Annotated in this window: 20 protein-coding genes; 12 read left to right on the top strand and 8 right to left on the bottom strand. The window is 66.0% G+C overall.

Annotated features, from left to right (window positions below):
- Positions 1 to 41: 41 nt before the first annotated feature.
- Together ACOOF5_RS02305 and ACOOF5_RS02300 are read left to right on the top strand one after the other, a co-directional pair.
- A complete protein-coding gene (locus ACOOF5_RS02305; protein ID WP_420436187.1) occupies positions 42 to 1,193 on the top strand; it encodes an ATP-binding cassette domain-containing protein in 1,152 nt (383 codons plus the stop codon).
- Positions 1,190 to 2,011, top strand: coding sequence for an ABC transporter permease (locus tag ACOOF5_RS02300; RefSeq protein ID WP_420436185.1), 822 nt, complete (start codon positions 1,190 to 1,192; stop codon positions 2,009 to 2,011). The genes ACOOF5_RS02305 and ACOOF5_RS02300 overlap by 4 nt, the downstream gene beginning before the upstream one ends.
- A 57-nt stretch (positions 2,012 to 2,068) precedes the next feature.
- Here ACOOF5_RS02300 and ACOOF5_RS02295 read toward each other — a convergent pair whose 3' ends face one another.
- Together ACOOF5_RS02295 and ACOOF5_RS02290 are read right to left on the bottom strand one after the other, a co-directional pair.
- Entirely contained in the window at positions 2,069 to 2,710 is a 642-nt protein-coding gene (locus tag ACOOF5_RS02295) for an MBL fold metallo-hydrolase (protein WP_420436183.1), read from the bottom strand.
- Between the two features lie 30 nt (positions 2,711 to 2,740).
- The gene (locus tag ACOOF5_RS02290; RefSeq protein ID WP_420436181.1) at positions 2,741 to 4,507 is read right to left on the bottom strand and encodes a molybdopterin-dependent oxidoreductase; all 1,767 of its coding nucleotides are present in this window, start codon (positions 4,505 to 4,507) and stop codon (positions 2,741 to 2,743) included.
- 217 nt (positions 4,508 to 4,724) lie between these two features.
- Here ACOOF5_RS02290 and ACOOF5_RS02285 point away from each other — a divergent pair, with 217 nt between their 5' ends.
- The 5 genes from ACOOF5_RS02285 to ACOOF5_RS02265 all read left to right on the top strand — a co-directional run bounded on the left by ACOOF5_RS02285 (position 4,725) and on the right by ACOOF5_RS02265 (position 7,831).
- Entirely contained in the window at positions 4,725 to 5,837 is a 1,113-nt protein-coding gene (locus ACOOF5_RS02285) for an acyl-CoA dehydrogenase family protein (protein WP_420436179.1), read from the top strand.
- 67 nt (positions 5,838 to 5,904) lie between these two features.
- Positions 5,905 to 6,351 (top strand): hypothetical protein, encoded by a 447-nt coding sequence (locus ACOOF5_RS02280; RefSeq protein ID WP_420436177.1) that lies wholly within the window; start codon positions 5,905 to 5,907, stop codon positions 6,349 to 6,351.
- Between the two features lie 2 nt (positions 6,352 to 6,353).
- Positions 6,354 to 6,575 carry a hypothetical protein gene (locus ACOOF5_RS02275; RefSeq protein ID WP_420436175.1) on the top strand — a complete coding sequence of 74 codons (222 nt, stop codon included), beginning with the start codon at positions 6,354 to 6,356 and terminating at the stop codon, positions 6,573 to 6,575.
- 176 nt (positions 6,576 to 6,751) lie between these two features.
- Complete coding sequence (locus ACOOF5_RS02270; protein WP_420436173.1) at positions 6,752 to 7,516, top strand: alpha/beta hydrolase family protein; 765 nt, start codon at positions 6,752 to 6,754, stop codon at positions 7,514 to 7,516.
- Positions 7,517 to 7,558: 42 nt separating this feature from the next.
- Positions 7,559 to 7,831 (top strand): hypothetical protein, encoded by a 273-nt coding sequence (locus ACOOF5_RS02265; protein ID WP_420436171.1) that lies wholly within the window; start codon positions 7,559 to 7,561, stop codon positions 7,829 to 7,831.
- Between the two features lie 51 nt (positions 7,832 to 7,882).
- Here the strand turns inward: ACOOF5_RS02265 and ACOOF5_RS02260 are convergent, their stop codons facing one another.
- Both ACOOF5_RS02260 and aceE read right to left on the bottom strand, forming a co-directional pair.
- Positions 7,883 to 8,344, bottom strand: coding sequence for a MaoC family dehydratase (locus tag ACOOF5_RS02260; RefSeq protein WP_420436169.1), 462 nt, complete (start codon positions 8,342 to 8,344; stop codon positions 7,883 to 7,885).
- A 99-nt stretch (positions 8,345 to 8,443) separates the two neighbouring features.
- Positions 8,444 to 11,146, bottom strand: a complete 2,703-nt coding sequence (gene aceE / locus ACOOF5_RS02255) for a pyruvate dehydrogenase (acetyl-transferring), homodimeric type (protein WP_420436167.1) — start codon at positions 11,144 to 11,146, stop codon at positions 8,444 to 8,446.
- Between the two features lie 21 nt (positions 11,147 to 11,167).
- Here aceE and ACOOF5_RS02250 point away from each other — a divergent pair, with 21 nt between their 5' ends.
- Positions 11,168 to 12,244, top strand: coding sequence for a ribonuclease H family protein (locus ACOOF5_RS02250; RefSeq protein WP_420436165.1), 1,077 nt, complete (start codon positions 11,168 to 11,170; stop codon positions 12,242 to 12,244).
- Positions 12,245 to 12,328: 84 nt separating this feature from the next.
- Here ACOOF5_RS02250 and ACOOF5_RS02245 read toward each other — a convergent pair whose 3' ends face one another.
- Entirely contained in the window at positions 12,329 to 18,862 is a 6,534-nt protein-coding gene (locus ACOOF5_RS02245) for a PEP/pyruvate-binding domain-containing protein (protein ID WP_420436163.1), read from the bottom strand.
- Positions 18,863 to 20,009: 1,147 nt separating this feature from the next.
- Between ACOOF5_RS02245 and ACOOF5_RS02240 the strand changes: the two genes are divergently transcribed.
- A complete protein-coding gene (locus tag ACOOF5_RS02240) occupies positions 20,010 to 20,201 on the top strand; it encodes a hypothetical protein (RefSeq protein WP_420436160.1) in 192 nt (63 codons plus the stop codon).
- A 230-nt stretch (positions 20,202 to 20,431) separates the two neighbouring features.
- Here the strand turns inward: ACOOF5_RS02240 and ACOOF5_RS02235 are convergent, their stop codons facing one another.
- The 3 genes from ACOOF5_RS02235 to ACOOF5_RS02225 all read right to left on the bottom strand — a co-directional run bounded on the left by ACOOF5_RS02235 (position 20,432) and on the right by ACOOF5_RS02225 (position 21,528).
- Positions 20,432 to 20,890: an SRPBCC family protein gene (locus ACOOF5_RS02235; RefSeq protein ID WP_420436158.1), complete on the bottom strand. Its 459-nt coding sequence runs from the start codon at positions 20,888 to 20,890 to the stop codon at positions 20,432 to 20,434.
- A gap of 8 nt (positions 20,891 to 20,898) precedes the next feature.
- A complete protein-coding gene (locus tag ACOOF5_RS02230; RefSeq protein WP_420436156.1) occupies positions 20,899 to 21,126 on the bottom strand; it encodes a TlpA family protein disulfide reductase in 228 nt (75 codons plus the stop codon).
- A 66-nt stretch (positions 21,127 to 21,192) separates the two neighbouring features.
- Entirely contained in the window at positions 21,193 to 21,528 is a 336-nt protein-coding gene (locus ACOOF5_RS02225) for a hypothetical protein (protein ID WP_420436154.1), read from the bottom strand.
- Between the two features lie 246 nt (positions 21,529 to 21,774).
- Between ACOOF5_RS02225 and lpdA the strand changes: the two genes are divergently transcribed.
- The 3 genes from lpdA (at position 21,775) to lipA (ending at position 26,528) form a co-directional block, all read left to right on the top strand.
- Positions 21,775 to 23,238, top strand: coding sequence for a dihydrolipoyl dehydrogenase (gene lpdA, locus ACOOF5_RS02220; RefSeq protein WP_420436152.1), 1,464 nt, complete (start codon positions 21,775 to 21,777; stop codon positions 23,236 to 23,238).
- A gap of 45 nt (positions 23,239 to 23,283) precedes the next feature.
- Complete coding sequence (locus tag ACOOF5_RS02215) at positions 23,284 to 24,678, top strand: dihydrolipoamide acetyltransferase family protein (protein ID WP_420436150.1); 1,395 nt, start codon at positions 23,284 to 23,286, stop codon at positions 24,676 to 24,678.
- Between the two features lie 71 nt (positions 24,679 to 24,749).
- Positions 24,750 to 26,528 carry a lipoyl synthase gene (gene lipA / locus ACOOF5_RS02210; protein ID WP_420436148.1) on the top strand — a complete coding sequence of 593 codons (1,779 nt, stop codon included), beginning with the start codon at positions 24,750 to 24,752 and terminating at the stop codon, positions 26,526 to 26,528.
- Positions 26,529 to 26,629 lie beyond the last annotated feature (101 nt).

The raw sequence follows: 26,629 nt of genomic DNA, 5'->3' as shown, positions 1-26,629 counted from the left end.
TCAGCCGTTGGCTCGACAGGCGGGTCGGTAGCCTGCCGCCCGTGTCTGAGGCGGCGTCAAGCGGGTCTGTAAGGGCCATCGAAGCCCATGGACTGGTGCGCGACTTCGGTGCCAAGCGTGCGGTCGACGGTGTGGACTTGCTGGTCCGCGAAGGCGAGATCTTCGGGTTCCTCGGGCCGAATGGCGCTGGCAAGAGCACCACGGTGCGGATGCTGTGCACGCTGCTGAGCCCGACCGCCGGCGAGGCCAGGGTCGCCGGCTACGACGTCGCGAAGAATCCCGGCGAGGTGCGCATCCGCATCGGCGTGGCCATGCAGGAGGCAGCGCTCGATGAGAAGCAGACCGGCCGCGAGATCCTCGACTTGCAGGCCCGGCTGTACGGCCTTCGCCCTGTAGACCGGGCTGCCTCTATCGAGCGTGCCATCGACCTGGCCGACATCGGCGATGCCATCGATGCCCGCATCTCCACCTACAGCGGCGGGATGAAGCGGCGGCTCGACCTCGCTGCGTCGCTGATCCACGCTCCTGAGGTGATCTTCCTGGACGAGCCCACCACCGGGCTTGACCCGGTGAGTCGAACCCAGGTCTGGGACGAGGTGCGTCGCCTCAACAGCGAGCTGGGCGTCACCGTGTTCCTGACCACGCAGTACTTGGAAGAAGCCGATGCGCTCGCCGATCGCGTGGCGATCCTGGCCGATGGCCGCATAGTGCAACAGGGCACGCCCACCGAGCTGAAGCGTGCCGTCGGGGCCGATGTGATCGTGGTGGATCTTGAGCCAGGCGACATCGCGCGGGCAGCCGAGGTGGCAGAGTCTGTGCCGGGCGCAGACGATGTGACCACCGGCCGGCTTGGCATCACCATCGCGGCAGCCGATGGAGCAGGACTGGTCGGTGCTGTCGCCGTTGCTCTGGCCGGCGCGAACGTGCATCCGACTGCCCTTACCGTCCGCACGCCGTCGCTGGACGACGTATTCCTCCAGGCGACGGGATATCGCATGGCCGCAGCCGAAGAGGCTGCGGCGGAGGACGCAGGCGCAGCGGAAGAGGCTGCGGCGGAGGGCGCAGGCGCGGCGGAAGAGGCTGCGGCGGAGGGCACAGGCGCAGCGGAAGAGGCTGCGGTCGATGGCGCTGCTGGCGCGATCGGGACGGACGCACAAGACAGCCACCAGGCTGCATCTGGAGGCGGATCATGACCGACGCTGCGGTAAGCCCGGGCGGCGGCCTCACCCACGGCGTCGGATTCTTCACTGACATAGCGACGATCTCCCGGCGGGCCGTGCGCAGCGTGGTGCGCGAACCCGAGTACATGATCCCGGCGCTGATCATTCCGATCTTCTTCTTTGTGGTGAATACGGGTGCCCTCGAGTCGTTCGTGGAAGGTCAGGCGCCCTCGGGAAGCAATGTCGCTCTCGACTACCGAGCCTTCCAGCTTCCAGTCGCGATCATCTTCGCTGTCACCGGCATCTCGAGGGCGAGCGTGCTCGTGATCGACATCCAGTCTGGCTACCTCGACCGCATGCTCGTGACGCCGATCCGACGGTCCACGCTGCTCTTCGGGCTGATGGTGGCCGACATTGTCATGGCGCTCGGGCTGGCTCTGTTCGTGGTGGTGATGGGACTCGCCTTCGGCGTGTGGTTCGAGACCGGCGTGCTGGGCTTGCTGGTGTTCCTGCTGCTTGCGATCGCCTGGAGCGTGGCGTACAGCGGCATTCCTTACACGGTCGCGCTTCGCACCGGCAACCCGGCTGCAGTCAACTCGTCGTTCCTGATCTTCTTCCCGTTCGCGTTCCTGACACCGTCGTTCCTGCCTCGCGAACTGATGTCGGGCTGGCTTCGCGCAGCAGCGGGGTGGAATCCGGTCACCTACCTCATGGAGGCGATGCGATCGATTCTGTTCGACGGCTGGGACGGCGTCATGATCCTGAAGGGCGCCGCCGCCATCGTGGGGCTCGCCATCGTCACCTTCTACATCGCGTTCAGATCTTTGGGCCACCGGGTAGCCACCGGCTGACCCTTCTGCCGAACACCGGGCGAAGGATCTGGGAATTGCGCCCAGGCAGGGCCGGGCTTACCAGCCGCGGTCGATCCACTCCTGCAGTTGCGGAGACTCAGCACCGATCGTGGTGTCGAGGCCGTGGCCGGGCAGCACCATCGTGTCCCCACCGAACGCCGAGAACATCCGGTCTTCGATGCTGCGGATGATCTGGTCGAAGTCGCCGCCGAAGCCGGTCGCGCCAGGCCCACCAGGGAAGAGCGTGTCGCCGGTGAACAGCAGCGGCGTGCCTTCAACATGGAAGCTCATCGAGCCCGCGGTGTGGCCGGGGTTGTGAATGGTGCGGATCCGCAACCGGCCCACTTCGATGACCGAGTCGTCTTCGAGGATGATGTCGTAGCTGGGCATCATCGACGAGTCCTCCGAAGTGATGCCCACCTCGATGCCTGCATCGCGTATCGCCGGCACGGCCTGGATGTGGTCCCAATGGCCGTGTGTCTCGACGACCTTGGTCACGCCGAGCGTGCGGCACACCTCCAGCAGGCGTTCGTGCTCGTTCGCGGCGTCGATGAGCATCGCTTCGCCGGTCTCAGTGCAGCGGATCGTGAAGACGTTGTTGTCGAAGTCGTCGGGGAAGCCGCTGGGCAGATCGCCCTCGAGCGGGCGCACGACGTGCTTGTGGACTTCGATGCCGGTGGCGGACCAATGGAGAGCCATGGCTGCATCCTAAGAGGACGCCAGTGCTGCTCAGGCGGGGTCCACCCGCACGGCGACCCGATGCCAGCCTTCGGCACCGTCGGGGCGGACGTCCTTGGGTCCTTCGGGTTGGGTCATGCCGGTGCCGTCGATGGCTCGCACCTGCAGGGAGTGCGTCCCTGATGTGGGCGTCCAGGGCAGGTGCCACTGCACCCAGCTCTCGTCGCCCAACGAATCGCCCAGATCGCATTGCTGCCACGGTCCGTCGTCGACGCGCACTTCGACGGCGCTGATGCCCCGCGTCGGCGCCCAGGCGATGCCGGCAATGGCCGTTTGCGTGCCGGCGACGGGGCGGTCGCCGCTGCCGGGCACATCGATGCGACTCTGCGTCTTCATCGGGCCGCGCTTGGACCATCCCCGCGGCACCCAGTAGCCGTCGAAGGCATCCCATGTGGTGAGGTTGATCTCTTCGATCCACTTCACTGCCGACACGTAGCCGTAGAGCCCTGCCACGATCAAGCGTGCGGGAAAGCCGTGCCGAGTCGGCAACGGCTCGCCGTTCATGCCAACGGCCAGCAGCGCGTTGCGGCCGTCGTACAGCAGCGGGGTGGGAAAGCCGGCAGTCCAGTCATCGACCGAGCGGCCCACGAACTGGTCGGCACCTGCCTGCACACCGGCTCGTTCCAGCAGGTCCACCAGCGGTACGCCGGTCCAGATGGCATTGCCGACGAGGTTGCCGCCGACCCGATTGGACACGCACGACAGCGTGACGACGTGCTCTTGGAGGTCCATCGCCAGGATCTCGTCGAAGGTCAGCTCATAGGGATTGTCGACCATGCCGGTGAAGCTGAGCTTCCAATTTGCCGGGTCGACCTGTGGCACCGTCAGCGCCGTGTCGATCCGATAAAAATCGTTGTTGGGTGTCACGTAGCTCGAGATGCCGCTGACCTCGTCGAGTGTGTCCAGTGCAGCAACCCGGGTGGCCACCGAGGGCCCGGCCGCGGTTGTTGCCGTCGGTTCGGCCGCAGTCGCAGCACCGGTGGCGGCGGTGGTGGCGGGAGGTCTGGCCGAACTCAGGTCGATTCCGGCTCGGGCAGTCTCTGCCGCAGAGGGGCCGCGCACCCCTCGACCCAGCGCAACGAGCCCCACGGCCGCCACGCCGGCGCCGCCCACGCTGAGCAGGAAGGCCCGGCGGCTGGAATCCGCAGCTCTGTCGGGAAGCCCCACGGTCACCGGTTCAGGCGGCTCGACATCGCCATCGTCGGGTCGCGCCCGACGGTGAGCGGGGGCGAGCCGCAGCAACACCCGCAGCGTGATGTAGCCGAGCGCGGCGGCGGCCACGGCCACCGCCCACGAGCCCACGAACGGGCTCATCGGGTTGCGGGCGGCAGTCCAGCCGCCGATGACGCCGAATGCGGCGAATCCCGCAACCGGCACCCAGCGACGCCGCGGGGCCATGGCGCACGCACCCAGCAGGCCGCCGATGATCAGCGACACGCCGACGATGCCGATGGCCAGCACCGCTTTGTCCTTCTCGCCGAACAGCTCGATGCTCAGCTTCACGGCCCAGTCGGGCGAGTAGTCGACCAGCGCCTCGCCGACGGCGACGACCAGTGACGGGATCGTATCGACCAGCGCGTCCACGAATTCGCCGAATGCCAGTGCCACGGCGGCCCCTGCGATGCCCGCCAGCAGACCGGCTCCGGCGCCGGGCCGGCTGATCAGCCGGCGCACCGCGCCACGGCCGCTCGTAGCGGTCGCAGAAGTGTCGGTGTCTGAGGTGGGGGGATCTGGGGCCTGGCTGGACCCGTCGCTCATTGATGTACCGCCTTGCCGGCTGTCGTGCTGATGCGCGTCGAACTGTTCACGAAAGCTAACGCCCGACTTGCGCCCGGGCTTCCACCCCTGTTCGTGGTCGGCAGTGACCCGCAGCTGAGCCGATGGGGCCGTTGGGTGATAGAACTTCGCCTGTCCATCGCACCGGTTGCACCGGTGCCCAGGCTGCACTGGCTGCACCAGCCCCGGAGGCACATCCGTGAACTTCGCATTCACCGAGGAGCAGGAAGAGCTCCGCAACTTCGTTCGCTCGTTCCTTGAGGAGAAGTCCCCTGAAACAACCGTTCGGGAACTGATGGAGACCGAAGACGGCTACGACCCCGCCGTGTGGTCGCAGATGGCTGAGCAGCTCGGCCTGCAGGCGTTGATCATTCCCGAGGAATACGGCGGGCAGGGCGCCAGCTACGTGGAGCTCGGCATCGTGCTCGAGGAGATGGGCCGCAGCCTGCTGTGCTCGCCCTACTTCTCCACGGTGGTACTGGCCGGCAACGCCATCTTGCACTCGGGCAACGAGAAGGCCAAAGAGGAGTTGCTCGAGGGCATCGCCTCCGGCGAGATCATTGCCACCTTGGCCTTGGCCGAGGCTGGCGGCACGTGGGATGCCGATGGCGTCGAGGTGGAAGCCACCGACACGGGCGATTCGGCGACCATTTCCGGCGAGAAGATGTTTGTGACCGACGGCGGCACCGCGAACCTGTTCGTGGTGGCGGCCCGGTGCAATGGCGGCATTCACCTGTTCACGGTCGAGGGTGATGCGGCCGGGCTCAGCCGGGAGAATCTCGCCACGATGGATCAGACCCGCAAACAGGCTCGCATCACGTTCGACAACACGCCTGCGAAACACCTGTGCGACACCGACAACTTCGCCTACATCGACCGGGTGCTCGACCTCGCTGCGGTGGCTCTCGCAAGCGAGCAGGTCGGCGGAGCGCAGTTCGTGCTCGACATGGCAGTGCAGTACGCGAAGGACCGTGTGCAGTTCGGCCGCCCGATCGGCTCGTTCCAGGCCATCAAGCACAAGTGCGCCGACATGCTGCTCGAGGTCGAGTCGGCAAAGTCGGCCGCCTACTACGCGGCCTGGTGCGCAGCAGAGATGAACGACGAGCTGCCGTCGGTGGCCTCGCTGGCCAAGGCCTACTGCTCTGAGGCGTACTTCCACTGCGCTGCGGAGAACATCCAGATCCACGGCGGCATCGGCTTCACCTGGGAGCACCCCGCGCACCTGTACTTCAAGCGTGCGAAGAGCTCCGAGCTGATCTTCGGCGATCCGGCGTACCACCGGGAGCAGCTGGCGCAGCGCATCGGCCTGTAGAACCGACAACCCACAACTCAACGCGGCAGGTGAGCCGCATGACACGTGTACAGCCGAGGAGGCAACGGTGATCATCGCGGTCATCGTCATCTCGCTGGTGATCGGCTTTGTCGTTGCCGCCGGCGTGGTGGGCGTGCAGGCCCAGCGGCTGGGCCGCCAGCGACGAGAGCCGGTGTGGCGCCTTGCCGAAGCGGCGGAATTCGTCGCTCAGCTGGTGCCGTTCGATATCGCCGCGGGGCTGAGAGCTGACGAGCTCGAGGCGCTGCTCCGGGCGCATCTCAACCAGCTGCAGTTCGGGTCTGATGCGGCGGCCGACAACACGGAGGAGGCCGGCGACGACTCGGGCCCAACGGTCACCGAGGACCGCTCCTCTGGCGCCGATCTGTACCGCGATGTCCGTCGAGCGGGAGTCGAAGTGACGCTTGAACAGGTCCAAGCCGTCGTTGACGCGCACTTGGAATACCTGCGCCGGATCGGCGCGCTCGCTGCGGTGTATCCCGGCGGCAGAATGTGACCATGGACATCCCCAGGGAGCTAGCCGGCTGCCGGTTCGTCGGCGACAAGCGCAACCAGATCGTCTACGACATGGAGCTGGAGTCCGACGATCCCGCCGTCAGCGAGCAGCTCGCCGCGGCTGTCGCTGACATTGTGACGGCGCAGTCGTATGCCACCTTCGGACCCGACGAGCTGCCCGAGGCGCGCAACCGCGGCTATCGCCTGTCGCGGCTCTGCCATTAGAGGCTGCTGATGCTGTCGGCAGCCTGGCAGCGCGGCACGAGCAGCCTGCCCGCTGCCACCCCGGTTGCTTCCCGCTCTTGTTCGCTGCGTTCACGGGCCGCTCGGGCCACGGCTTCGCCTGACGGCTCAGCCTCTCGGGCGCTGCGCCAGCACCGGCGGCAACTCCGAGCCGAGCTGTGAGCACGACCGTCACCGAAATCACCGTCGAGGGCAGCCCGAATCTTGCGGCCCTGATGGTCCGGCCGTCTCGTTCGACGGGAAGCGGGCCGGCAGTGGTGCTGTGCCACGGGTTTCCCTCCAAGCAGCGACCCGGCATTCCGAATCGCACGTACCAGCAGTTCGCAGAACGCATTGCCGAAGCGCAAGGCTGGACCGTGCTCGCCGTCAGCATGCGGGGCTGTGGGGAATCCGACGGCGATTTCTCCCTGCTCGGATGGATCGACGACGTCGGGCGCTCTATCGAGCATGTCCTGGACGACGGCTGCCGGGGTGTGTGGCTGGTGGGTTCCACGACGGGCGGCTCGGTGGCCATCCTGGCCGCCGCCCGCGATGCCCGGGTGCGAGGCGTCGCCGCGATGGCACCCCGGGCCGACTTCGACGACTGGGCCAGCGACCCCAAGGCGTTCCTGCAGCACTGTCGCAACGTGGGCGTCATCAGGTCCGACAACTTTCCGCGCTCGGCGAGCGCGTGGAACCGCGAGCTGAAGCAGAACCGGGCGGTCGACGCGGTGAAACGACTCACCGACCGGCCGTTGCTGATCCTGCACGGCATCAACGACCGCCAGGTGCCCTACACCGAAGCCCGCCACCTCGCAGAGCAGCATCCCAGTGCGGAGCTTCGCCTCATTGCGGGAGCCGACCATCGCATCCGTCACGACCCCCGCGCCGTCGCCATCCTGCTGGGCTGGCTGGAGCACCAGTCCGCTGCCCAGTACGTCTAAATTCGTTGCCGAGCCGGGCGGCGCGTGTTCTAGCGTGAGGTCATGGCAGTGAGCTTGATGGCGACGACCCAGATTGTCGTCGAAGCGTGGGCGGTACTTGTCGCCGCCGCAGGCATCGTCGCCAGCGTGCTCGGCACCGGTCTGGGCATCACCTTGCATCTGAGCGGACGCATTGACCACCAGTCGGATCGCATCGACCACCAGTCGGATCGCATCGACGGCGTGACCGCCGAGGTCGCATTGGCACGTGAACGCGTGGCACGCCTAGAAGGCGGTTCCAGCACGCCCGATCCGGGTCCGTTGCAGCTCGCCTGAGCGAGTCCCTTTCGACGCTGCCCAGAGCGAGTGATCAGCGCTGGGAGGGTTTCACGCGCGGCGGGCGATCATCATGTTGGCGACCGAACGCACCACCGTGGTGCCGTGCTGGTTGACCAATTCGTGGGCCATCTTGATGATGCCCCGGTCACGCTTGGATCGACTCGGGCGAACCTCCAGCACTTCGACGACCAGCGTCAGGCGGTCGCCTGGATGTACCGGTGCCAGCCAGCGCAGCTCGTCGAGGCCCGGCGAGCCCATGCTGGAGGGCCCCAGCAGGTATTCGCCCAGCATCCTCATCATGATCGAGCCGGTGTGCCAACCAGAGGCGATCAGCCCGCCATAGACAGTGTTGCGAGCGGCATTCGGGTCGATGTGGAACGGCTGAGGGTCGAACTTGCGGCCGAACTCGATGATCTCGGCTTCGTCGATGGTCGTCGAGCCGAAGGTGAAGCGCTCGCCGGCCTCGTAGTCGTCGAACCACCGCTGCGGGCAGGGGATATCACTAGGCATCGGAACAGTCTGGCGGCGCCAAACCGACGGCGCCGGACAGTGATGGACAGCTCCGCCGCCATCTCACCTCGTTTGGACCCTGAGGGAGCGAAGGCTGGCTCAGTGGGTTGCCGATGACCAGGGGTCGGCGCTGTCGGTGGCCAGGCCGTAGCGCTTGATGGCCTCAGCGGCGACCTTGGAGTCGATCTCGCCGAGCTCTGCGAGTCGCCACAGCACCGCCACGGTGATGTGCTCGGCGGTCACCTCGAAGTGCTCTCGCAAGCGGCTGCGGGTGTCGCTGCGGCCGAATCCGTCAGTGCCCAGCGAGGTGTAGTCGCGGCCGATCCAGCGCGACACCTGGTCGGGCACGGCCCGCATGAAGTCGGTCACCGCAACCACGGGACCCCATCCGTCGGCCAGTTGCCGGGTTACGAAGGGCACGCGCGGCGCCTCGTCGGGATGCAGCGTGTTCCAGCGCTCGCACGACAGAGCTTCCTCGCGCAGCGCCTTGTAAGACGTGGCGCTCCACAGGTCGACCGCCACGTCGTGCTCGCTGGCCAGCAGTTCGGCAGCATCACGTGCGGCGCCCTGAGCCGCGCCTGAGAACATGATCGTGCCCCAGTGCGTGCGTCCGGGCGGCGTCGGGGCGAATTGGTACATGCCGGCCAGAAGGTGCTCGACGTTCAGATCGTCCGGCTCTGGCGGTTGGATGTAGTTCTCGTTGTAGATGGTCAGGTAGTAGAAGATGTCCTCGCCCACGCCGTACATGCGCCGGATGCCGTCTCGCACGATGGCCGCCAGCTCATACGCGAACGCCGGGTCGTAGGCCTTGCAGGGCGGCACGACCGAGGCGAGCAGCGGTGAGTGGCCGTCCTGGTGCTGGAGGCCTTCGCCCATCAGGGTGGTGCGGCCTGCTGTCGCTCCCATCAGAAAGCCGCGGCCTCGCATGTCGGCCAGCGCCCAGATCATGTCGCCCACCCGCTGGAAGCCGAACATCGAATAGAAGGTGTAGAAGGGCACCATCGCGACGCCGCGGGTGGCATACGAGGTGGCGGCGGCGGTGAAGCTGGCCAACGCGCCGGCTTCGGTGATGCCCTCTTCGAGGATCTGGCCGTCGATGTGCTCGGTGTAGGACAGCAGCAGGTCGTGGTCGACGGGCTCGTACAGCTGCCCCTGGCTTGCATAGATGCCCAGCTCGCGAAACAGCGAGTCCATGCCGAACGTTCGGGCCTCATCGGGGATGATGGGCACCACGCGGTCGCCGAAGCCCGGCTCACGGGTCATGGCGCGCAGCATCCGTGTGAATGCCATCGTGGTCGACACCGCCATCTCGCCCGAACCCGAGGCGAACTCCGAGAACGGCTTCGAGCTCGGCATCGGAAGGGCCTTGCGACACCAGTTGCGCATGCGCTTGGGCAATGGGCCGTTGAGCGCCTTTCGGCGGGCCATCAGATACTCGTGCTCGGCGCTGCCGGACGCGGGTCGGCAGTAGGGCGGATCGTCGGGATCGAAATCGGCGTCGATCTCGTCGTGCAGCCGCAGCCGTTCCCGGATGGTCATGAGCTGGGTGCGGGTCAGCTTCTTGATCTGGTGGGTGGCGTTGCGGGCTTCGAGGTCAGGCCCCAGCGACCAGCCCTTGACTGTCTTGGTCAAGATGACGGTGGGGCTGCCTTCGTGCTCGACTGCGGCTTGGTAGGCCGCATAGAGCTTCTTGTAGTCGTGGCCGCCGCGGGGAAGCGTCTGAAGTTCTTCGTCGGAGAGGTGCTGGACCATCTCGCGCAGGCGCGGATCGGGCCCGAAGAACTGCTCGCGGATGTAGGACCCGCTCTCCACCGAGTAGCGCTGGTACTCGCCGTCGACGGTCTCGTTCATCTTGTTGAGCAGCACGCCGCCGCGGTCTCGGGCCAGCAGCTCGTCCCAGCGGCTGCCCCAGATCACCTTGATGACGTTCCAGCCCGAGCCGCGAAAGTTGGCTTCGAGTTCTTGGATGATCTTCCCGTTGCCGCGCACCGGGCCGTCGAGTCGCTGCAGATTGCAGTTCACCACGAAGATCAGGTTGTCGAGGCGCTCCCGTGCGGCGAGGTGCAGTGCCCCGAGCGTCTCGGGCTCGTCGGTCTCGCCGTCGCCCACGAAGCACCACACCTTCGATTCCGACGTGTTGTCGATGCGGCGATTGTGGAGGTAGCGGTTGAAGCGGGCGTGGTAGATGGCCGTGATCGGTCCGAGGCCCATCGACACCGTCGGAAACTCCCAGAAATCGGGCATGAGGCGGGGATGGGGGTACGACGACAGCCCGGTGCGACCGATCTCGCGTCGGAAGTGTTCGAGGTCGGTGTCGTCGAGGCGGCCTTCGAGATAGGCCCGGGCGTAGATGCCGGGCGCGGCGTGGCCCTGAATGTAGATGTGGTCGCCGGGCTCGCCGTCGTCCTTGCCGTGCCAGAAATGGTTGAAGCCCACGTCGTAGAGCGCCGCCGAGCTGGCGAACGTGGACAGGTGCCCGCCGATGCCGTCTGCCCACGAGTTTGCGTGGGTCACCATGGCGACGGCATTCCAACGGATGAAGGCTCGCAGACGTTTCTCGATGTCGTCGTCGCCTGGAAACCACGGTTCGTCCTCGGGGGCGATCGTGTTGATGTACGGCGTCGAGACGGTGGCGGGAAAGTCGACCTGCAGTTCGCGGGCCTTCGACATCAGTCGACGGATCAGGAACCGCGCACGGTTCTTGCCCCGTTCCTCCACGACTGCTTTGAAGGACTGCAGCCAGTCGTCGGTCTCGTCGGGGTCGATGTCGGGGATTTGCTCATGCAAGCCGTCGAAGAGCATGGGTCCTAGTGTCGCACTCCGATGAGCCAGAAATCGAACGCGGCAGTGCGAGACGTTTTCACCGATGGGTCGTGCCTCGGCAACCCGGGCCCGGGCGGCTGGGCCTACGTGGTCGACGGAGGGCCTTGGGCATGTGGCTTCGAGCCCAAGACCACGAACCAGCGCATGGAGGTCATGGCGGCGGCACAAGCTGTCGAGGACCTCGACGGGCCGTTGCGGATCGTCAGCGACTCCACCTATGTGGTGAAGTGTTTCAACGACGAATGGTGGAAGGGCTGGCACCGGCGCAACTGGCTGAACACCGCAAAGAAGCCGGTGGCCAACCGGGACCTGTGGGAGCCGTTCATTGAGGACGTGCTGGCACGCGGCGATGTGACGTTCGAATGGGTGAAGGGCCACGCAGGCCAGCGAATGAACTCCGCCGCAGATGCGCTGGCCGTGCACGCTGCGGGGGCAGGCGTCGGCCAGAGCGGCAATCGATTCGATGACGACGTGCTCGAGCGGCTCGCCGACCCGCGGTCGGGGCCGCACCATCCTCCCAAGGGCGCCGTCAGCACCGACGAGCCGACATCGGGAAATCGGGAGATTGCGGGTTACGCAGTGGCCGTGCTCGGTCACCGGCCGCCCGAACTCGGCGGGTACAGCGAGAACCCCGTCTCACGCAAGGTGCTGCGACAGCTGAGCGACGTGCTTGCCGCCAAGCGCGAGATGCACCCCGACATCGTCGTGGCAACGGGCCTCGGGCTCGGCGCGGAAACCTTGGGCGCCGAGGCTGCGCTGGCGGCCGGGGTGCCCTATGTCGTAGTGCTGGCCTTCGAGGGCGTGGAGCGCAGATGGCCGGGACCGTCGCGGCGGCGGTTCGCCGAGCTCCGACAGCAGGCAGCCAAGCAATTCGTGCTCGGCAACCGGACGCCCGTTGACGGTGAGGCGTTCGGCAAGGCGATGCGTCGCCGGGATACGTGGTTCATGCACAACTGCGACGAAGCGGTGTTGGTGCGCCGAGACGATGACCGCACTCTGGCCGATCTGCAACGGCGATTCGAAGAAGCACTCGACGACGTCTGGGTGATCGAGCCTGAGTCCGGACGCACTGGGTGAGCACCGTGCTGCTCGCGAATTGCGCCTCCCCATTGATGCGGCCGGCTCGGGTCGTAACCGGCGCCTGCGCGATCGCTGGTGCGGTCAGTCGTCGTCGGTGATGGTGCCGGTGGCGTAGAGGAAGCCGTCGCGGATGACGATTCCGCTGGTGGCGTAGATGTACACGCGCAGCGTTTCGTCGTCTTCTGGGGTGTCGTCGTCGATGATCGGCACGGTGACGTCGATGGTCGTGTCGCCGGCAGCCAGTGTGAACGCCTTGTATTCGATGCTCCAGTCCTGCCACAGTGTCGCGGTGCGGGCGTATCCGCCGTAGCGGAACGTGATCGGGTCGGGATTGGGTTTCGACAGCGTCACCACGAAGGCGAGGTGCTGCGCGTCCTCGGCGGCTGTGGCGTCGCTGACGGTCACCGTCGGCGGACCGGCGGGGGCCAGATCGTTGTCGGACACCGCGACTGTCGCCGCGTTCTGCGTGGACGACACGGTGTAGCCCGTGCCGCTGTCGACCGTGACAGTCAGCGAACCGTCAGCCTCGTCGGTGCTGTCGTCGTGGGTGCCGAGGCTCACAGTGTGGGTGCCCGAAGTCGCCATCTGGATGGTCATCGGACCAGGCGACAAATGGTAGCTGCCGTTCTGCGAGACCGTCAGGCTGATCGTCAGGGGCGCCGTCGGCGCGGGACTGGCGGTGATCGTGTAGGTCGCATTGCCGCCTTCTGTGACCGCAGTGCCCCCGACGATGCTGATGACCGGCGTGTCCGGCGGCGGCGCCGGGTCGTCGTCATCGGACACCGCCACCGTCGCCGCCCCGGCTGACGACGACACCGTGTAGCCCGTGCCGTCGCTGATCGTGGCGGTGACCGAGCCGTCCGCCTCATCAGTGGTGTCGTCGGCGGTGGCGACGGTGAACGTCGCGGTGCCAGTCGTCGGGATCGTGACGGTCCGCTCGCCGGTCGCAGCGAAGTCGCCGCTCTGGGACACGGTCACGCTGACGTCAACACTTGCCGCGGGCACAGGGCTGGCCGTGATGGTGAACGACGCCGCAGCCCCCTCAGCGACATCGCTGCCCGCCGCGATGCTGACCTCGGGCACGTCATTGTCGGCCACCGCGACCGTGGCGCTGCTGTCGCTCGACGACACGGCATAGCCGGTGCCGGTGCCGATCGTGACGGTCACCGACCCATCGGCTTCATCAGCCGTGTCATCGGCGGTGGCGACGGTCAGCGTGTAGCTGCCCGTTGTGGGGATCGTCACGGTCCGTGCCCCGGTCGTCGCACCGTAATCGCCGCTCTGGGAGACGGTCACCGTCACGTCCAGGCTCGCCGCCGGGTTGGGAGACGCGGTGACAGTGAACGACGCCGCGGTCCCCTCGGTGACGGCGCTGCCCGCAGCGATGCTGATCTCCGGATCTTCGGGCTGCCGGGCTGCCTCGATGCACTCCAGCGCCTCACGGAACGGCTTCCACCCGAACCAGATCTGCTCACCCTCAAGCGCCTCAGCCGCAGTGAACGCAGTCAACTGATCATCGACCACATCACCGAACGCCACCAGCACCCGACGCCAGTTACGGCCAAAACTCGGCGCGCGACCACGATTCAGGTCGAAATAGACACGCGCCGACTCCAACACCTCATCAGAAACACAACCCGCAGGCACAGGCGGTGGAGGCGGCGGGTCGTCGTCATCAGACACCGCCACAGTCGCCGCGCTCTGCGTGGACGACACGATGTAGCCCGTGCCTGTGCCGATCGTGGCGGTGACCGACCCGTCTGCTTCGTCGGTGCTGTCGTTGGCGGTGGCAACGGTCAACGTGTAGCTCCCGCCGGTCGGGATCGTCACCTCGCGCGCCCCGGTGGACACGCCGAAGCTGCCGCTCTGCGCGACGGTGACGCTGACCAACAAAGCGGCCGTCGGCGCTGGTGACGCGGTGAGCGTGAACGACGCGGCGCCGCCTTCTGTGACGCCGCTGCCCGCAGCAATGCTGATCTCCGGATCAGCCTGCGGGGGCGGTGCGGGGGAGTCGTCGTCTGCGACCGCGACCGACGCCGAACCAGCCGACGACGACACCGTGTAGCCGGTGCCGGTGTCCACCGACACGGTCACCGACCCGTCGGCCTCGTCGGTGCTGTCACCGGTGGTGTCCACCGTCAGCGTGTAGCTGCCCGTGGTGGGGATCGTCACCGTCCGCGACCCGGTCGTGACACCGAAATCGCCTGACTGCGACACCGACACCTCCACCGACAAAGCAGCCGCCGGCACCGGTGACGCGGTCAGCGTGAACGACGCCGAAGAGCCCTCAGTCACACCGCCGCCCGCAGCAATGCTGATCTCGGGTTCGGCAGGCGGGGGCGGGGTCTGGCGGGCTGTCTCGATGCACTCCAGCGCCTCTCGGAACGGCCGCCATCCGAACCACAGCTGCTCGCGCTCGAGCGCCTCAGCCGCAGTCATAGCAGTCAACTGATCATCGACCACATCACCGAACGCCACCAGCACCCGACGCCAGTTACGGCCATAACCAGGCTCGCGATCACGATGCAGGTCGTAGTAGTTCCGCGCCGATTCCAGCGTCTCATCAGACACACAATTCGAAGGCGGAGGCGGGTCGTCGTCATCGGACACCGCCACCGTCGCAGCGCTCTGGGTCGCTGACACGGTGTAGCCGGTGCCGCTGCCCACTGTCGCGGTGACCGACCCGTCGGCCTCGTCGATTGTGTCGTCAGTGGTGACGACGGTGAACGTCGCGCTACCAGTCGTCGGGATCGTGAACGTTCGCACACCGGTAGTAGCGAAGTTGCCGCTTTGGGACACGGTCACGCTGACAACGAGACTCGCCGCGGGAACAGGGCTGGCCGCGACGGTGAACGTCGCCGCGGTCCCCTCAGTGACATCGCTGCCCGCCGCGATGCTGATCTGGGGCACGTCGTCGTCGGCCACAGCGACCGCGGCGCTGCTATTGGCAGACGACACGGTGTAGCCGGCGCCGTCGCTGATCGTGGCGGTGACCGACCCGTCGGCCTCGTCTGCGCTGTCATCGGCGGTAGCGACCGTCAGCGTGTAGCTCCCGCCGGCCGGGATGGTCACCGCGCGCGCTCCGGTGGACACGCCGAAGCTGCCGCTCTGAGCGACGGTGACGCTGACCGACAAAGCAGCCTTCGGCGCCGGTGACGCGGTGAGCGTGAACGACGCCGCCGAACCCTCGGTCACGCCGCTGCCCGCCGTGATGCTGATCTCCGGGTCAGCCGGCGGAGGCGGCGGCGGTGCGGGGTCGTCATCGTCTGCGACCGCAACCGTCGCTGAACCGGCTGAAGATGACACTGTGTAGCCGGTGCCTGTGTCGATCGTGGCGGTGACCGACCCGTCGGCCTCGTCGATGCTGTCGCCAGTGGTGTCCACGGTCAGCGTGAAGGTGCCCGTGGTGGGGATCGTCACCGTCCGCGACCCGGCCGCCGCACCGAAATTGCCTGACTGCGACACAGTCACGCTGACCGACAGAGCTGACGCCGGCGTAGGGCTGGCGGTGAGCACGAAAGTCGCAGCAGTCCCTTCAGCGACATCGCTACCCGCGACGATGCTGATCTCCAGTTCGGCAGGCGGGGTCTGGCGGGCGGCCTCGATGCATTCCAACGCTTCGCGGAACGGCTTCCACCCGAACCATCGCTGCTCACCCTCAAGCGCCTCAGCCGCAGTGAACGCAGTCAACTGATCGTCGGCCACATCGCCGAACGCGATCAGCACCCGACGCCAGTTGCGGCCATAACCAGGAGCGCGATCACGGTGCAGGTTGTAATGGTCCCGCGCCGACTCCAACGTCTCATCGGAAACACAATCCGCAGGCGGCGGAGGCAGCGGGTCGTCATCATCAGACACAGCCACCGACGCCGTACCCGAAGACGACGACACCGTGTAACCCGTGCCTGTGTTGACCGTGGCGGTGACTGAGCCGTCGGCCTCATCGGTGGTGTCGTTGGTTGTGCTGACGGTGAACGTGGCGGAGCCTGTGGTCGGGATCGTGACGGTGTCTGCGCCGGTCGTCGCAGCGAAGCTTCCCGTCTGCGACACGGTGACGTTGACAGTCAACGCCGAAGCCGGATTGGGGCTGGCGGTCACGGTGAACGTCGCGTCGCTGCCCTCGGTCACTGCTGAACCCGCGGCGATGGTGATGACCGGTGTTGCCGGCGGTGGATCATCGTCGTCGGCCACGGCGACCGTCGCGGCGCCGTTCGTGGTCGACACGGTGTAGCCCGTGCCGGAGTTCAGCGTGGCGGTGACTGAGCCGTCGGGCTCATCGGTGCTGTCGCCGGACGTGGGCACCGTCAGCGTGTAGGTGCCCGACGTGGGGATGCTCACGGTCTGCGCGCCAGTGGAGGCGCCGTAGTCGCCGCTTTGTGACACCGTGACACTCACCGACAACGCTGTGGTCGGCGACGGAACAGCAGTGACCGTGAACGTGGCGTCGCTGCCCTCGGTCACGCCGCTGCCGCCAGCAACGCTGATGGTGGGGCCTGGTGAAGGCAGTAGCTGCTGACGGGCGAGTCGCAGCACTCTCGCCCGCACGTCGTCTGTGAGACTCGCGAATTCGGGCTTGAGTCCGTCGGCCTCGACCTCCGGGAGAAGCGTTACGCGCTGGTCCTCGCTGAGTTGGTCCCATCGCTGCTTCGCCCGCTCAATGAGACTGTCATTGACCACGGTGAAACGCAGTCTCTCCGTCGTGGTTCCGCCGCGGGTGTCCGAGGCTGTGAGGTCAATCTCGTAGACCCCGTCGTGGTTTGCGTCAGCTGCATGGTTGTACTGCCGTGCGTCCATAACTAGGAGACGGGCAAAGGTGTAGTCGGTGAAGTAGCTGGCGTCAGGCCCGGCGATCTTGTAGGTGATGTCGCCGCCGTTGCCTCTGTTGTTGACCGACAAGATGTAGGTCTTCTTTTCGGGCGGTGCATGGTTGAAGTCGAATAGCAGATCGGGGGGCGGCATTTCGTCATCCTCGATCGTCACCTTGGCTTGGCCTGACCCGTTGATGCCGTAGTCGCTGCCCGCGTCGATCTGGACCGTGACAACGCTTGGGTTCGTCCGGACCGAGTCATCAGAGGTCGGCAGCGATATGGCAGCAGACGCGCTGTTGGCCGCGAAGGTGACGGCTGTCGGCGCGGTGCCCTGCAGCCGACTCCCTGACTCGGTGATGGTGACGCTTACCGTGAGCGCTTGCTCGAGCACGCTGCCTGACCGGGTGAACGTGAAGCCGACCGACGAGCCCTCCGTGACCGTGCTGGCATCACCACGCACTCCGATCATCGGCTGGTCGTCATCGGCGATGGTTGCTGACGCCGAGCCCGCCGCGCCGATCGTGTAGGCGCTGTCAGCGCTGATGCTGACCTTCGCGACGCTGTCATGCTCGTCTTCTTGATCATCGTCAGTTCTGACGGTGACGCTGGCGCTCGTCTGATTGCCAGGGATCGTCACGGCGGCTGGCTTGCTCTTCAGCGCCGCCCCGGTCTCGCTCCAGGCAAGGTTCACTGTGAGCGGTGTCGACTGGATGCCGCCGCTTCGAGTCACCGTGAGCTCCAGTGACTCGCCCTCCGTGACCTGGGCTGAACCGAGAGCAAGGCTCACTTCAGGGCTTGGAATCACTAACGGTTCGGGGAAGATCCAGGGCCGTGCCTGCTTGATGGCGAGCTGGTTTGCCGCCGTGATCTTGAACTCGATCTCGATGGCGAAGTCGTCGCCGTCCTGAACCTGATAGAGAGTCTTGAAACGATTATGGATCGTGTCGAGGTTGCTGCGCAGCTGGGTCATCTGCGCAGCGCTCATCAGCAGCTGATTCGACGATGTCAAATTGGAGCGTGACAGCACCGTCGCTGAGCCACCAGCTCCAAGCAGCAGCTGCTCGGGCTGGGAGTAGGCCTCCGGGTTGGTGACTAGGTCCTCGCCAACTTGGGAGTTGACGTAATGAGCGTTGTCCTGGAGGGTGATCGGGTCATAGCTGACGGCGACACCGTTGACCCGTTCATCTGAGTAGTTCGGATGCACCAGAACGCCCATGGCGACGGTGCTGTGATCGACGCGATGGAAGTCTCGCTCCAGGAAGGCGCGGTGGTTCCAGAGACTGGCCCAGACTGCTTTGATGGACTTGTCGATGCCGTCTGCGGTGGTCTCGTCCGGGTCCTGTGTCTTGGAGTCATACAGGCCGGCGCCGTTGAACGACGGTAGGTCCTCGTTGTTGGTGCTGGACCGGTAGCGCAGGGACTGGCCGTCGGGATAATTGCCGTGCAGCGCGTTCAGCGCTTGGACGACCCATGCAGGCGAGGTAGCGTTCTTGATGGCTTTGCGCAAGTCGTCGAGCATCTCCTCCTGAATGTCAGAATCGCTCTGGAAGTACGAATGCGCGAGCATCGCCGACACTGCTTGGTCTAATGTCGTCTCAGCTGAGAGAGTGATCTTCTCCGCAGCCGGCGCCTTCTTCTTCCCAAGAATCGTCTCAGTCCCGACGGTTGCCTGCTTCATGAACTCGTCGTAGAAGTAGAATGGGACGGCATACCCGACTGGCGTTGTGCCAGTGGGCAACGACAACTTGGTCAACTCCGCTACATTGGCCGCCTTGACGCCGAACGCGTTCCAGTCAGCGAAGTTCACGCTCGCCAGTGAAGTGATAGTTGTCTTCGTCAGGTCTCGCTGCAGTGTCTGCGTCTGCTTAGGACGAAGGTCTTCGAAATGCTTATCTACATCTGCCTTCGTGGCTGCGCGTAGCGTGTATCCCTCGGCACCGACAGCAAAATATACGTAGCTGCCGATCAAGGAGGTGACGGTATCGGTCGACAAGGCGTCGCGAATGAAGGCATTCGGCAGACCATTTTGGATAGCCCGTAAGTTGACATGAGACAGCGGCGTTTGCGGTACGGTGGTTATGGTTCCAGCCACGCGAGGCAGATCATTGGGCAGCGTGTCATAGATGGCTATATCAAAGGGGCTGGGACGTTCACCCTCCTCCATCAATCGCAGGCGGCCGTATCCTTCGGCTTGGTTCAGCGGGATGAAGTCTATATCAGGAGCGATGTCTTCATCCAATAGCACACCAACGCGGGAGCTGTCATACTTGGACTTGCCCGATTTGTAAAGGTCGAGTTGCCCCTTTGTGAACGGGTGATAATAGAAGTTGTTGTCTAGGAATGGCATACTAGCGGCTAGGAGCTGATGCAGGTTTTCGACAAAACTGAAGGATACAGAATTCCAGGGATCAAACTGAAAGGCATAGAGTCCCAATGTTCCGTCTGACGAGATCACGTTGGGATAATAGACAATCGTGCCCTTACCAATGGCTGTAGGTCGACTGACCGACAAGCCAACGGCCTGGTCGAAGCTCGTGTGCATCTTGTGTGTGTTCGAATTGATGAAGTATGTGGTCTGAGTGTCGGTGCCAAGGCCTCTGACCTCGAACTTGACGAACTCCAGGCCGTCAAGATGCTCTAATCCCCTGACCCCTGTACTACCCTTGAATGACAATGTCTGGAATGCGGCTCGGGAGTCAATCGCGACTGCGCCATTGACGATATCGATAGTCTTTGCCGGGTTGATGGGATTGTATTTTCCGAGGTCCGCCAGTTCCGTGATGTCGTCTACACAATCGCCGTCGAGGTCTCCCGGCTGCGCGACAGAGTACTTCTCCACGAGGTACTTCTCAGCGGACAGCGTTCCGAGGTTGTCGGGCAGAGTGGTCGTGCCGTGCTCACCGCGCTTGACCAGAATCGGCTGCGACTTCAAGTACAACACGAAATAGTCGGCGGTGGTCGAGTCGACCGTGATCGGGACGCTAGTCACCGAGATATTGGTGGGAGTGGGCGCGACCCAGCCGTCGTCACAGGGACCGAGCGGCGGGGTGCTCGATGAGACCGGTGGCGCTAGCAGGGCGAAAGTCGCCACGGTGCCCAGCGCGACTGCAAGAATCGCCGACAAGGCGTGGCGGCATACCGTTTGACGGCGTGGTAGCACCATGGTGCTGGGGGGAGGCACCGCCCGATTGGATACCGGTCAACAAGGGCAAATGCAAGGGGTAATTGCACACTGTTTCAGTCAGTTTCGGTTTCTGTGGCACCCCCTTGATCTGCTGGAGCGCGATCGCAGGCAAGTGCTTTGGGCTGGTTTGGTGATGTCCTGGCGCATCGCAGAACACCGGATAGGCCGATTCGCCCCATCGGCAGACCTGGGTTATCGGTGTTCGTGGGCGGTCTCGACGAGTGCAGCCAGTCGTTCGAGCGTCTTTTCCATCGACGGCACGTTCTTGCGGTGAGCTCCGAGGAGCTCAATGCTTCGCGGCAGCTTCGCAGTGGACCAATTGAAGGTCTCACGCACGAGCGTTCCGCCGTCGGGCTGGGGCTCGAGCCGGTAGCTCCAGCGTTGGCCTTGCCAGTGCGCCCAGGTGATCAGCCGATTCTCCTCGAACTCCAGCACCCGGTTCTTCACGGTGTAGGCGATGCCGCCCTTGATGCGCATCGAGAACGTGCTGCCGAGCGCCAGCGGAGCGCTGCTGGTGGTCAGGCGGTTCAGCGTTCCGGAGCCGTCGATCTCGCAATGGCGGCTCGGATCGGCCAGCACGGCGAAGATGCGTTCTGCGGGCGCGTCGATCAGCCGCTCGACGCTGACGCTGCGTTGCCGTGATTTGGCCATGGCCTCCCTCAGGCGGGCGTGAGCGCGTCCTGAACGATGTCGGGCGGCGGGGCGCCGCCACCGCGTTCGACCGACCCGTCAGCCCGTACGAGGACCCACCGAGGCTGTGAGCTGACGCCGAAATGGCCCCACAGATCGCCGTCGGCGTTGGTGACTTGCGGGATGTCGCCAAGCTGGTGCTTGGACACGAAGCTCCGGTAGGAGTCCTGTGAGTCTCCGCCTGGGACGCCCACCATGACGAGGCTGTCCCCGTGCTCTGACTTCAGCGCTGCGACCGCAGGCGCTTCACGGTTGCACGCCGGTCACCAAGGCGCCCAGAACCACAGCAGCACGTCGTTGCCGGCCGTCGCAGCCAGATCGAATTGCTGCCCGTCCAGCAATTCGCCCTCGAGCAGCAAGATCTCTGCTCGGGTCTCGGCGGCAGCGGCGGCAGTCGTCGCGCTTGCAGCGGCCGAGGTGGCAGCCGGAGTTGCAGCGCTTGTGGGCGCCGGGGCGTCGGTTGGCGTGGCGGCGCTGGGCTCGGTCGCGCTCGGCTGCTGCGAGGTAGCGGCGTCGTCGCTCCCGCAGCCGGCCAGAACGCCGACGGCGATCAGTCCGGCGACCAAGACGGAGGCGGCTCGGGACATCAGGCGCGTCATCCCGCCGAGCCTAACGCTGGCCCGCCAGACGATTATGCGGGTTGCCGCGAGTTACATTCGACTCGGTGAGCACCCGGACGCTGATCGCTTTGGCTTTCGCCACTGGAGTGTTGATCTTGGTGGCGTTCGCGGTCCGGGTGCTGCTGTGGCTGTGATGCGCTGACCCGCTGGTGACGCGCTTGGAACGCCCCGACTGCGCGCGCCTCGGTGCCATGGGCGCGCCCTGAGGCGTACCCTCGTCGCGCGATGGAAGATGGAGCGAATTCAGGCGAAGCGAGCGGCCCGGTTCGTTACGACCTCGTTGTGATCGGCGGCGGCCCGGCAGGCTACGGCGCGGCTCTGTACGCCGGTGCCGCGGGAATGAAGGTTGCGCTGGTCGAGCGGGACAAGGTGGGAGGCACATGCCTGCACCGGGGTTGTATTCCCGCCAAGGAGCTGCTCGAGACCGCCGCGGTGTGGCGCACGGTTGGCGAGGCAGCCGAATTCGGCGTCAACGTCGAGCCGCCCGAGCTGGACTTCGGTGTCTCACAAGTCCGCAAGCAGCGCATCGTGGACGGTCTGGAGACTGGGGTGAAGGGGCTGCTGCGACATCGCAAGGTGACCGTGTATGAGGGGACGGGCTGGCTGTGCGCCGACCGTTCCGTCGAGGTTGACGCAGGCGAGTCCGACACGCTGAGGCTGCAGGGAGATCACGTTCTGCTCGCAGCAGGCTCGGTTCCGATCACGCTGGGTGGCTTCGACCGCGACGGGACGCTGATCATGACCTCCGACGAGGTCTTGGCGCTCGACGAGGTGCCCCCTCGCGTGGCCGTGATCGGCGGGGGGGCCATCGGCTGCGAATTCGCCTCGATGCTGTCCGATCTGGGCGCTGAAGTCACCGTGCTTGAGTACGCGCCCCAGATCATCCCGGGCGTCGACGCTGACATTGCCAAGGCCTTGGCTCGGGCTTTCTCCAAGCGCGGCATCACCGTGCTGACCGGCTGTCAGGTCACTGGCCACACCCCGACCTCGGGCGGCGGAACGACGGTGCAGTACACGACAGCTCCCCGGTCCGGTGGCGACAGCGGGGAAGCTGCGCTGGACGTCGACGCCGTGGTGGTGTCGGTGGGACGCCGGCCGTACCCCGATCATCTCGGCCTCGACGACACCGAAGTCAGGCTCGACGAACGCGGTTTCGTCGTCGCCGACGAGCTGTGCCGCACGTCGATGGCGGGTGTGTACGCGGTCGGCGATCTCATCAACACCCCCCAGCTGGCCCATGTGGGGTTCGCCGAGGCCATCGTGGCGGTGAAGGACATGCTCGGAGAAGAACCGGCCCCGGTCGACTACGGCAACGTGCCCTGGGCGATCTACTGCCATCCCGAGGTGGCGTTCGCAGGGCTCACCGAGGCGGCGGCTCGTGAGGCTGGGTTCGATGTGGCGACGTCCAAGCATCGCTTCACCGGAAACTCGCGGGCGATGATCGTCAACGACACCGAGGGGCTCGTCAAGATCGTGGCCGAGCGTGAGGCCGACGGCGCCGCCGGGCGCGTGCTCGGCGTTCACATGATGGGTCCCTGGGTCACCGAGCAGCTGGGTCAGGGCTACCTGGCGGTCAACTGGGAGGCCACAGTCTCGGAGGTGGCGGCCCTGGTGCAGCCGCACCCCACCCTGTCGGAGTTGTTCGGCGAGACGATGCTGTCGCTCACTGGACGAGGTCTGCACGGATGATCCCGGAACCCGGTGCCGTGTACCGAGGTGAGAGGCTGAGCCGACATGGCTGATCTGGTGCTGCCGCAGCTCGGCGAGACGGTCACCGAGGGGACCATTACCCGCTGGTTCAAGAACCCGGGCGACTCGATCGCGGTCGGAGAGATGCTCTACGAGGTGTCCACCGACAAGGTGGACAGCGAGGTTCCCTCGCCGATGGAGGGCGTCATCAGCGAGATTCGCGTGCCCGAAGGCGAGACCGTGGACGTCGGAACGGTGCTCGCGATCGTCGAGCTGCCTGAAGGTGCCGTCGCCCCGCCGCCTGACGCTGCCGTCCCAGTGCCCAGCGCTGCGCCCCCAGAACCTGCCGCTGCGCCGGCGCCGACCGATGCACCGGCGGTGCCCGCCGTAGCACCCGCCAGTGCGCCTGCCGACGCTGCGCCGACCAATGGCTCGGCGAACGGGCCGGCGACCGACCACGGCAGTCATTTGCTTTCGCCCGTCGTCCGGCGTCTGGTGCGGGAGCACGGCCTGGACCCCGCCGCGCTCGTGGGAACCGGGGTCGGCGGCCGCATCACGCGATCCGATGTGCTCAACGCCATCGACGAACGGCAACGCGCTGCCGCAGCAAGCGCAGCTCCGGCAACGTCGCCGGCGAGTCCGGCGGCAGGCGAACGTCCGTTAGCACCGAGCGCGCCGTCGGTGCCTGCACCGGTCGCCGCCGCGGCCGCTGCTGATTGGACCGACGGCGACTCGCGCTTCGAATCGTTCAACAACATCCGCCGCCGCACGGGCGAGCACATGGTGAACTCCGTGGCCACCTCGCCGCACGCCCTCACCGTCGTTGAGGTCGACTATGAGAACGTGGAGCAAGTGCGCAGAGCGCACCGCGAGGCGTGGCGGGCATCGGAAGGCTTCAGCCTCACCTATCTGCCGTTCATCGTGGTCGCAGTCGCGGATGCCTTAGCTCAATGGCCGCGGCTGAACGCATCGGTGGAGGACGGAGGCCTGCGCCTCTGGCGCAGCCGCAACGTCGGCGTCGCGGTCGACCTCGACTACGACGGGTTGATCGTGCCGGTGCTGCGCGATGCTGACTCGTTCAGCTTGCGCGGGGTCGCTCGCACCATGAACGAGTTCGCTGCACGCGCCCGGGAGCGACGCCTGACGCCCGACGACATCACCGGCGGAACGTTCACCATCTCCAATAACGGATCGTTTGGCACCTACACGACAGCGGCCATCATCAACCAGCCCCAGGTGGCCGTGCTCTCGACCGACGGCGTCGCCAGACGGCCAGTCGTCGTCACGGACCGGTTCGGCAACGAGAGCATCGTCGCGCACTCGGTCGGTCACCTGGCGATGGGCTGGGATCATCGTGCGTTCGACGGCAGCTACGCCGCAGGATTCCTGGGCCACATCCGCCAGATGCTCGAACAGCACGACTGGGGAGCAGAGTTCTGAGGCCGAGCGGACTTGCAATGACCCCTGGGCGTGCCAATACAGCGACAGCGAGACCGGGGCCCGAGCGGCCCGTGAGCGGAGCGAACAAGAGCGCGAGACACAGCTCGATGCTGCAGGCGCGCTGGCTGGGGCGGGTCGGCTTCCGCGAGGCGCTCGGCCTCCAACGCCGCCTGTGGAAACACAGCGCGGATGACTACTTGCTGCTGCTCGAACACGATCATGTCTTCACTGCCGGTCCGAGTGCCGACGAGGCGAACTTGTTGGTCGATCCGACTGCAGTCGGCGCCGACTGTGTGCGTATCGACCGCGGCGGCGACTTCACCTATCACGGTCCCGGTCAGCTCGTCGGCTACCCGATCCTGACGCTGCCGGGCCAGCGAGGCGGTGGCCTGGCCGAGACCGCCGCCTACGTCTGCGATCTGGAACAGGTGCTCATCGACGCGCTGGCCGACGTTGGGCTGTCAGGCTGCGGCCGGCTGCGGGGCTATCCGGGCGTCTGGCTCGACCTTGAGGGCACGCCTCGCAAGCTCGCTGCGATCGGCGTTCGACTCAGCCGCGGACGAACCATGCACGGCTTTGCGCTGAACGTCGACACCGATCTGGCGTGGTTCGATCGGATCATCCCGTGCGGCATCCGCGAGTATCGACCCACGTCGCTGCGGGCCGAGGGCTGTGAGGCGACGATGCGTGAGGTGGTCGACGCAGTGCTTGGTCGAGCCGCCGAGCGCTGGTCAGGCACGGCACTCGAACGTGCCGATGTGGCGTGGCGACACCGGCCATCCGATCTGAGCGCCTTCAGCCGCGGTCTCGGCCCCGGACAGGCGCTCAAACGGCCGTCTCGGGGCTCCCGTTTCTCGGCACCCGCCAGCGCAGACACACAAGGCGGACACGACTCGGGCCTCGTGCCAGTCGCTCCGCCGCGCAGCCGCGCCCGCCTCGCGGAAGCCGGCGTCGGGAACGGCCTGCAACTCGCCGAGCGGAAGCCCTCGTGGCTGCGTGCCCAGATGGACCTGAACGAGGGCTACCTGCGGCTGCGCCGGGTGATGCGCCAGCACGATCTGGTCACCGTGTGCGAGGAAGCCGGCTGCCCGAACATCTTCGAGTGCTGGGGCGCGGGCACGGCAACTTTCATGATCAACGGCCAGCGATGCACGCGGGCGTGCGGTTTCTGCCTGGTCGACACGAGCAAACCCGGCCCACTCGACATCGACGAACCCCGCCGGGTCGCAGAGGCAGTCGCAGAAATGAAGCTCGACCATGCGGTCGTCACCGCCGTGGCCCGGGATGATCTCCCTGACGGCGGCGCTGCTGCGTTTGCAGACACCATCGCTGCTATCCGTGCTGAGTCGCCCGGCACGACCGTCGAGGTGCTGGTGCCCGACTTCGGCGGCGACGCCGGATCGCTGCAGACGGTCCTCGACGCAGGCCCCGACATCGTGAACCACAACATCGAGACCGTCGCCCGGCTGCAGCGGGCTGTGCGCCCGTCCGCGGGCTACGCCCGCAGCCTTGCGCTGCTGGCGCGTTGCGCTTCAGGGGGCCACGTCACAAAGTCGGGCATTATCGTCGGCATGGGCGAGGATGATGCTGAAGTCGAACTGACGCTCGCTGACCTGGCGGCGGTCGGCGTGAGCATTGTGACCATCGGCCAGTATTTGCGGCCGACGGACAACCACATCCCTGTCGCTCGCTGGGTGCCACCAGAGTCCTTCGGGCGATGGAGGGACATCGGGTCCGCGCTCGGCTTCGCCCATGTCGAATCCAGTCCGCTGACCCGCTCCAGCTACCACGCCGCCGAATCTGCCGCAGCCGTAGCGCTCGAAGCACGTGCCCGGCCCGCCTCGGCCTAGCGCGTCGACCAGGCAGCGCAGTAACTCGGGCGCAGAAAATGCTCCGCGAAGCAAACCCGGTGCCTACCTATGCTGCCGACAGGTATCGAACTCGACTTGCT

Origin of the sequence: Candidatus Poriferisodalis sp. (assembly GCF_965214215.1) — a bacterium.
Classification (GTDB): Bacteria; Actinomycetota; Acidimicrobiia; order Acidimicrobiales; family Poriferisodalaceae; genus Poriferisodalis.
This window is presented reverse-complemented; position numbering and strand designations above follow the sequence as displayed.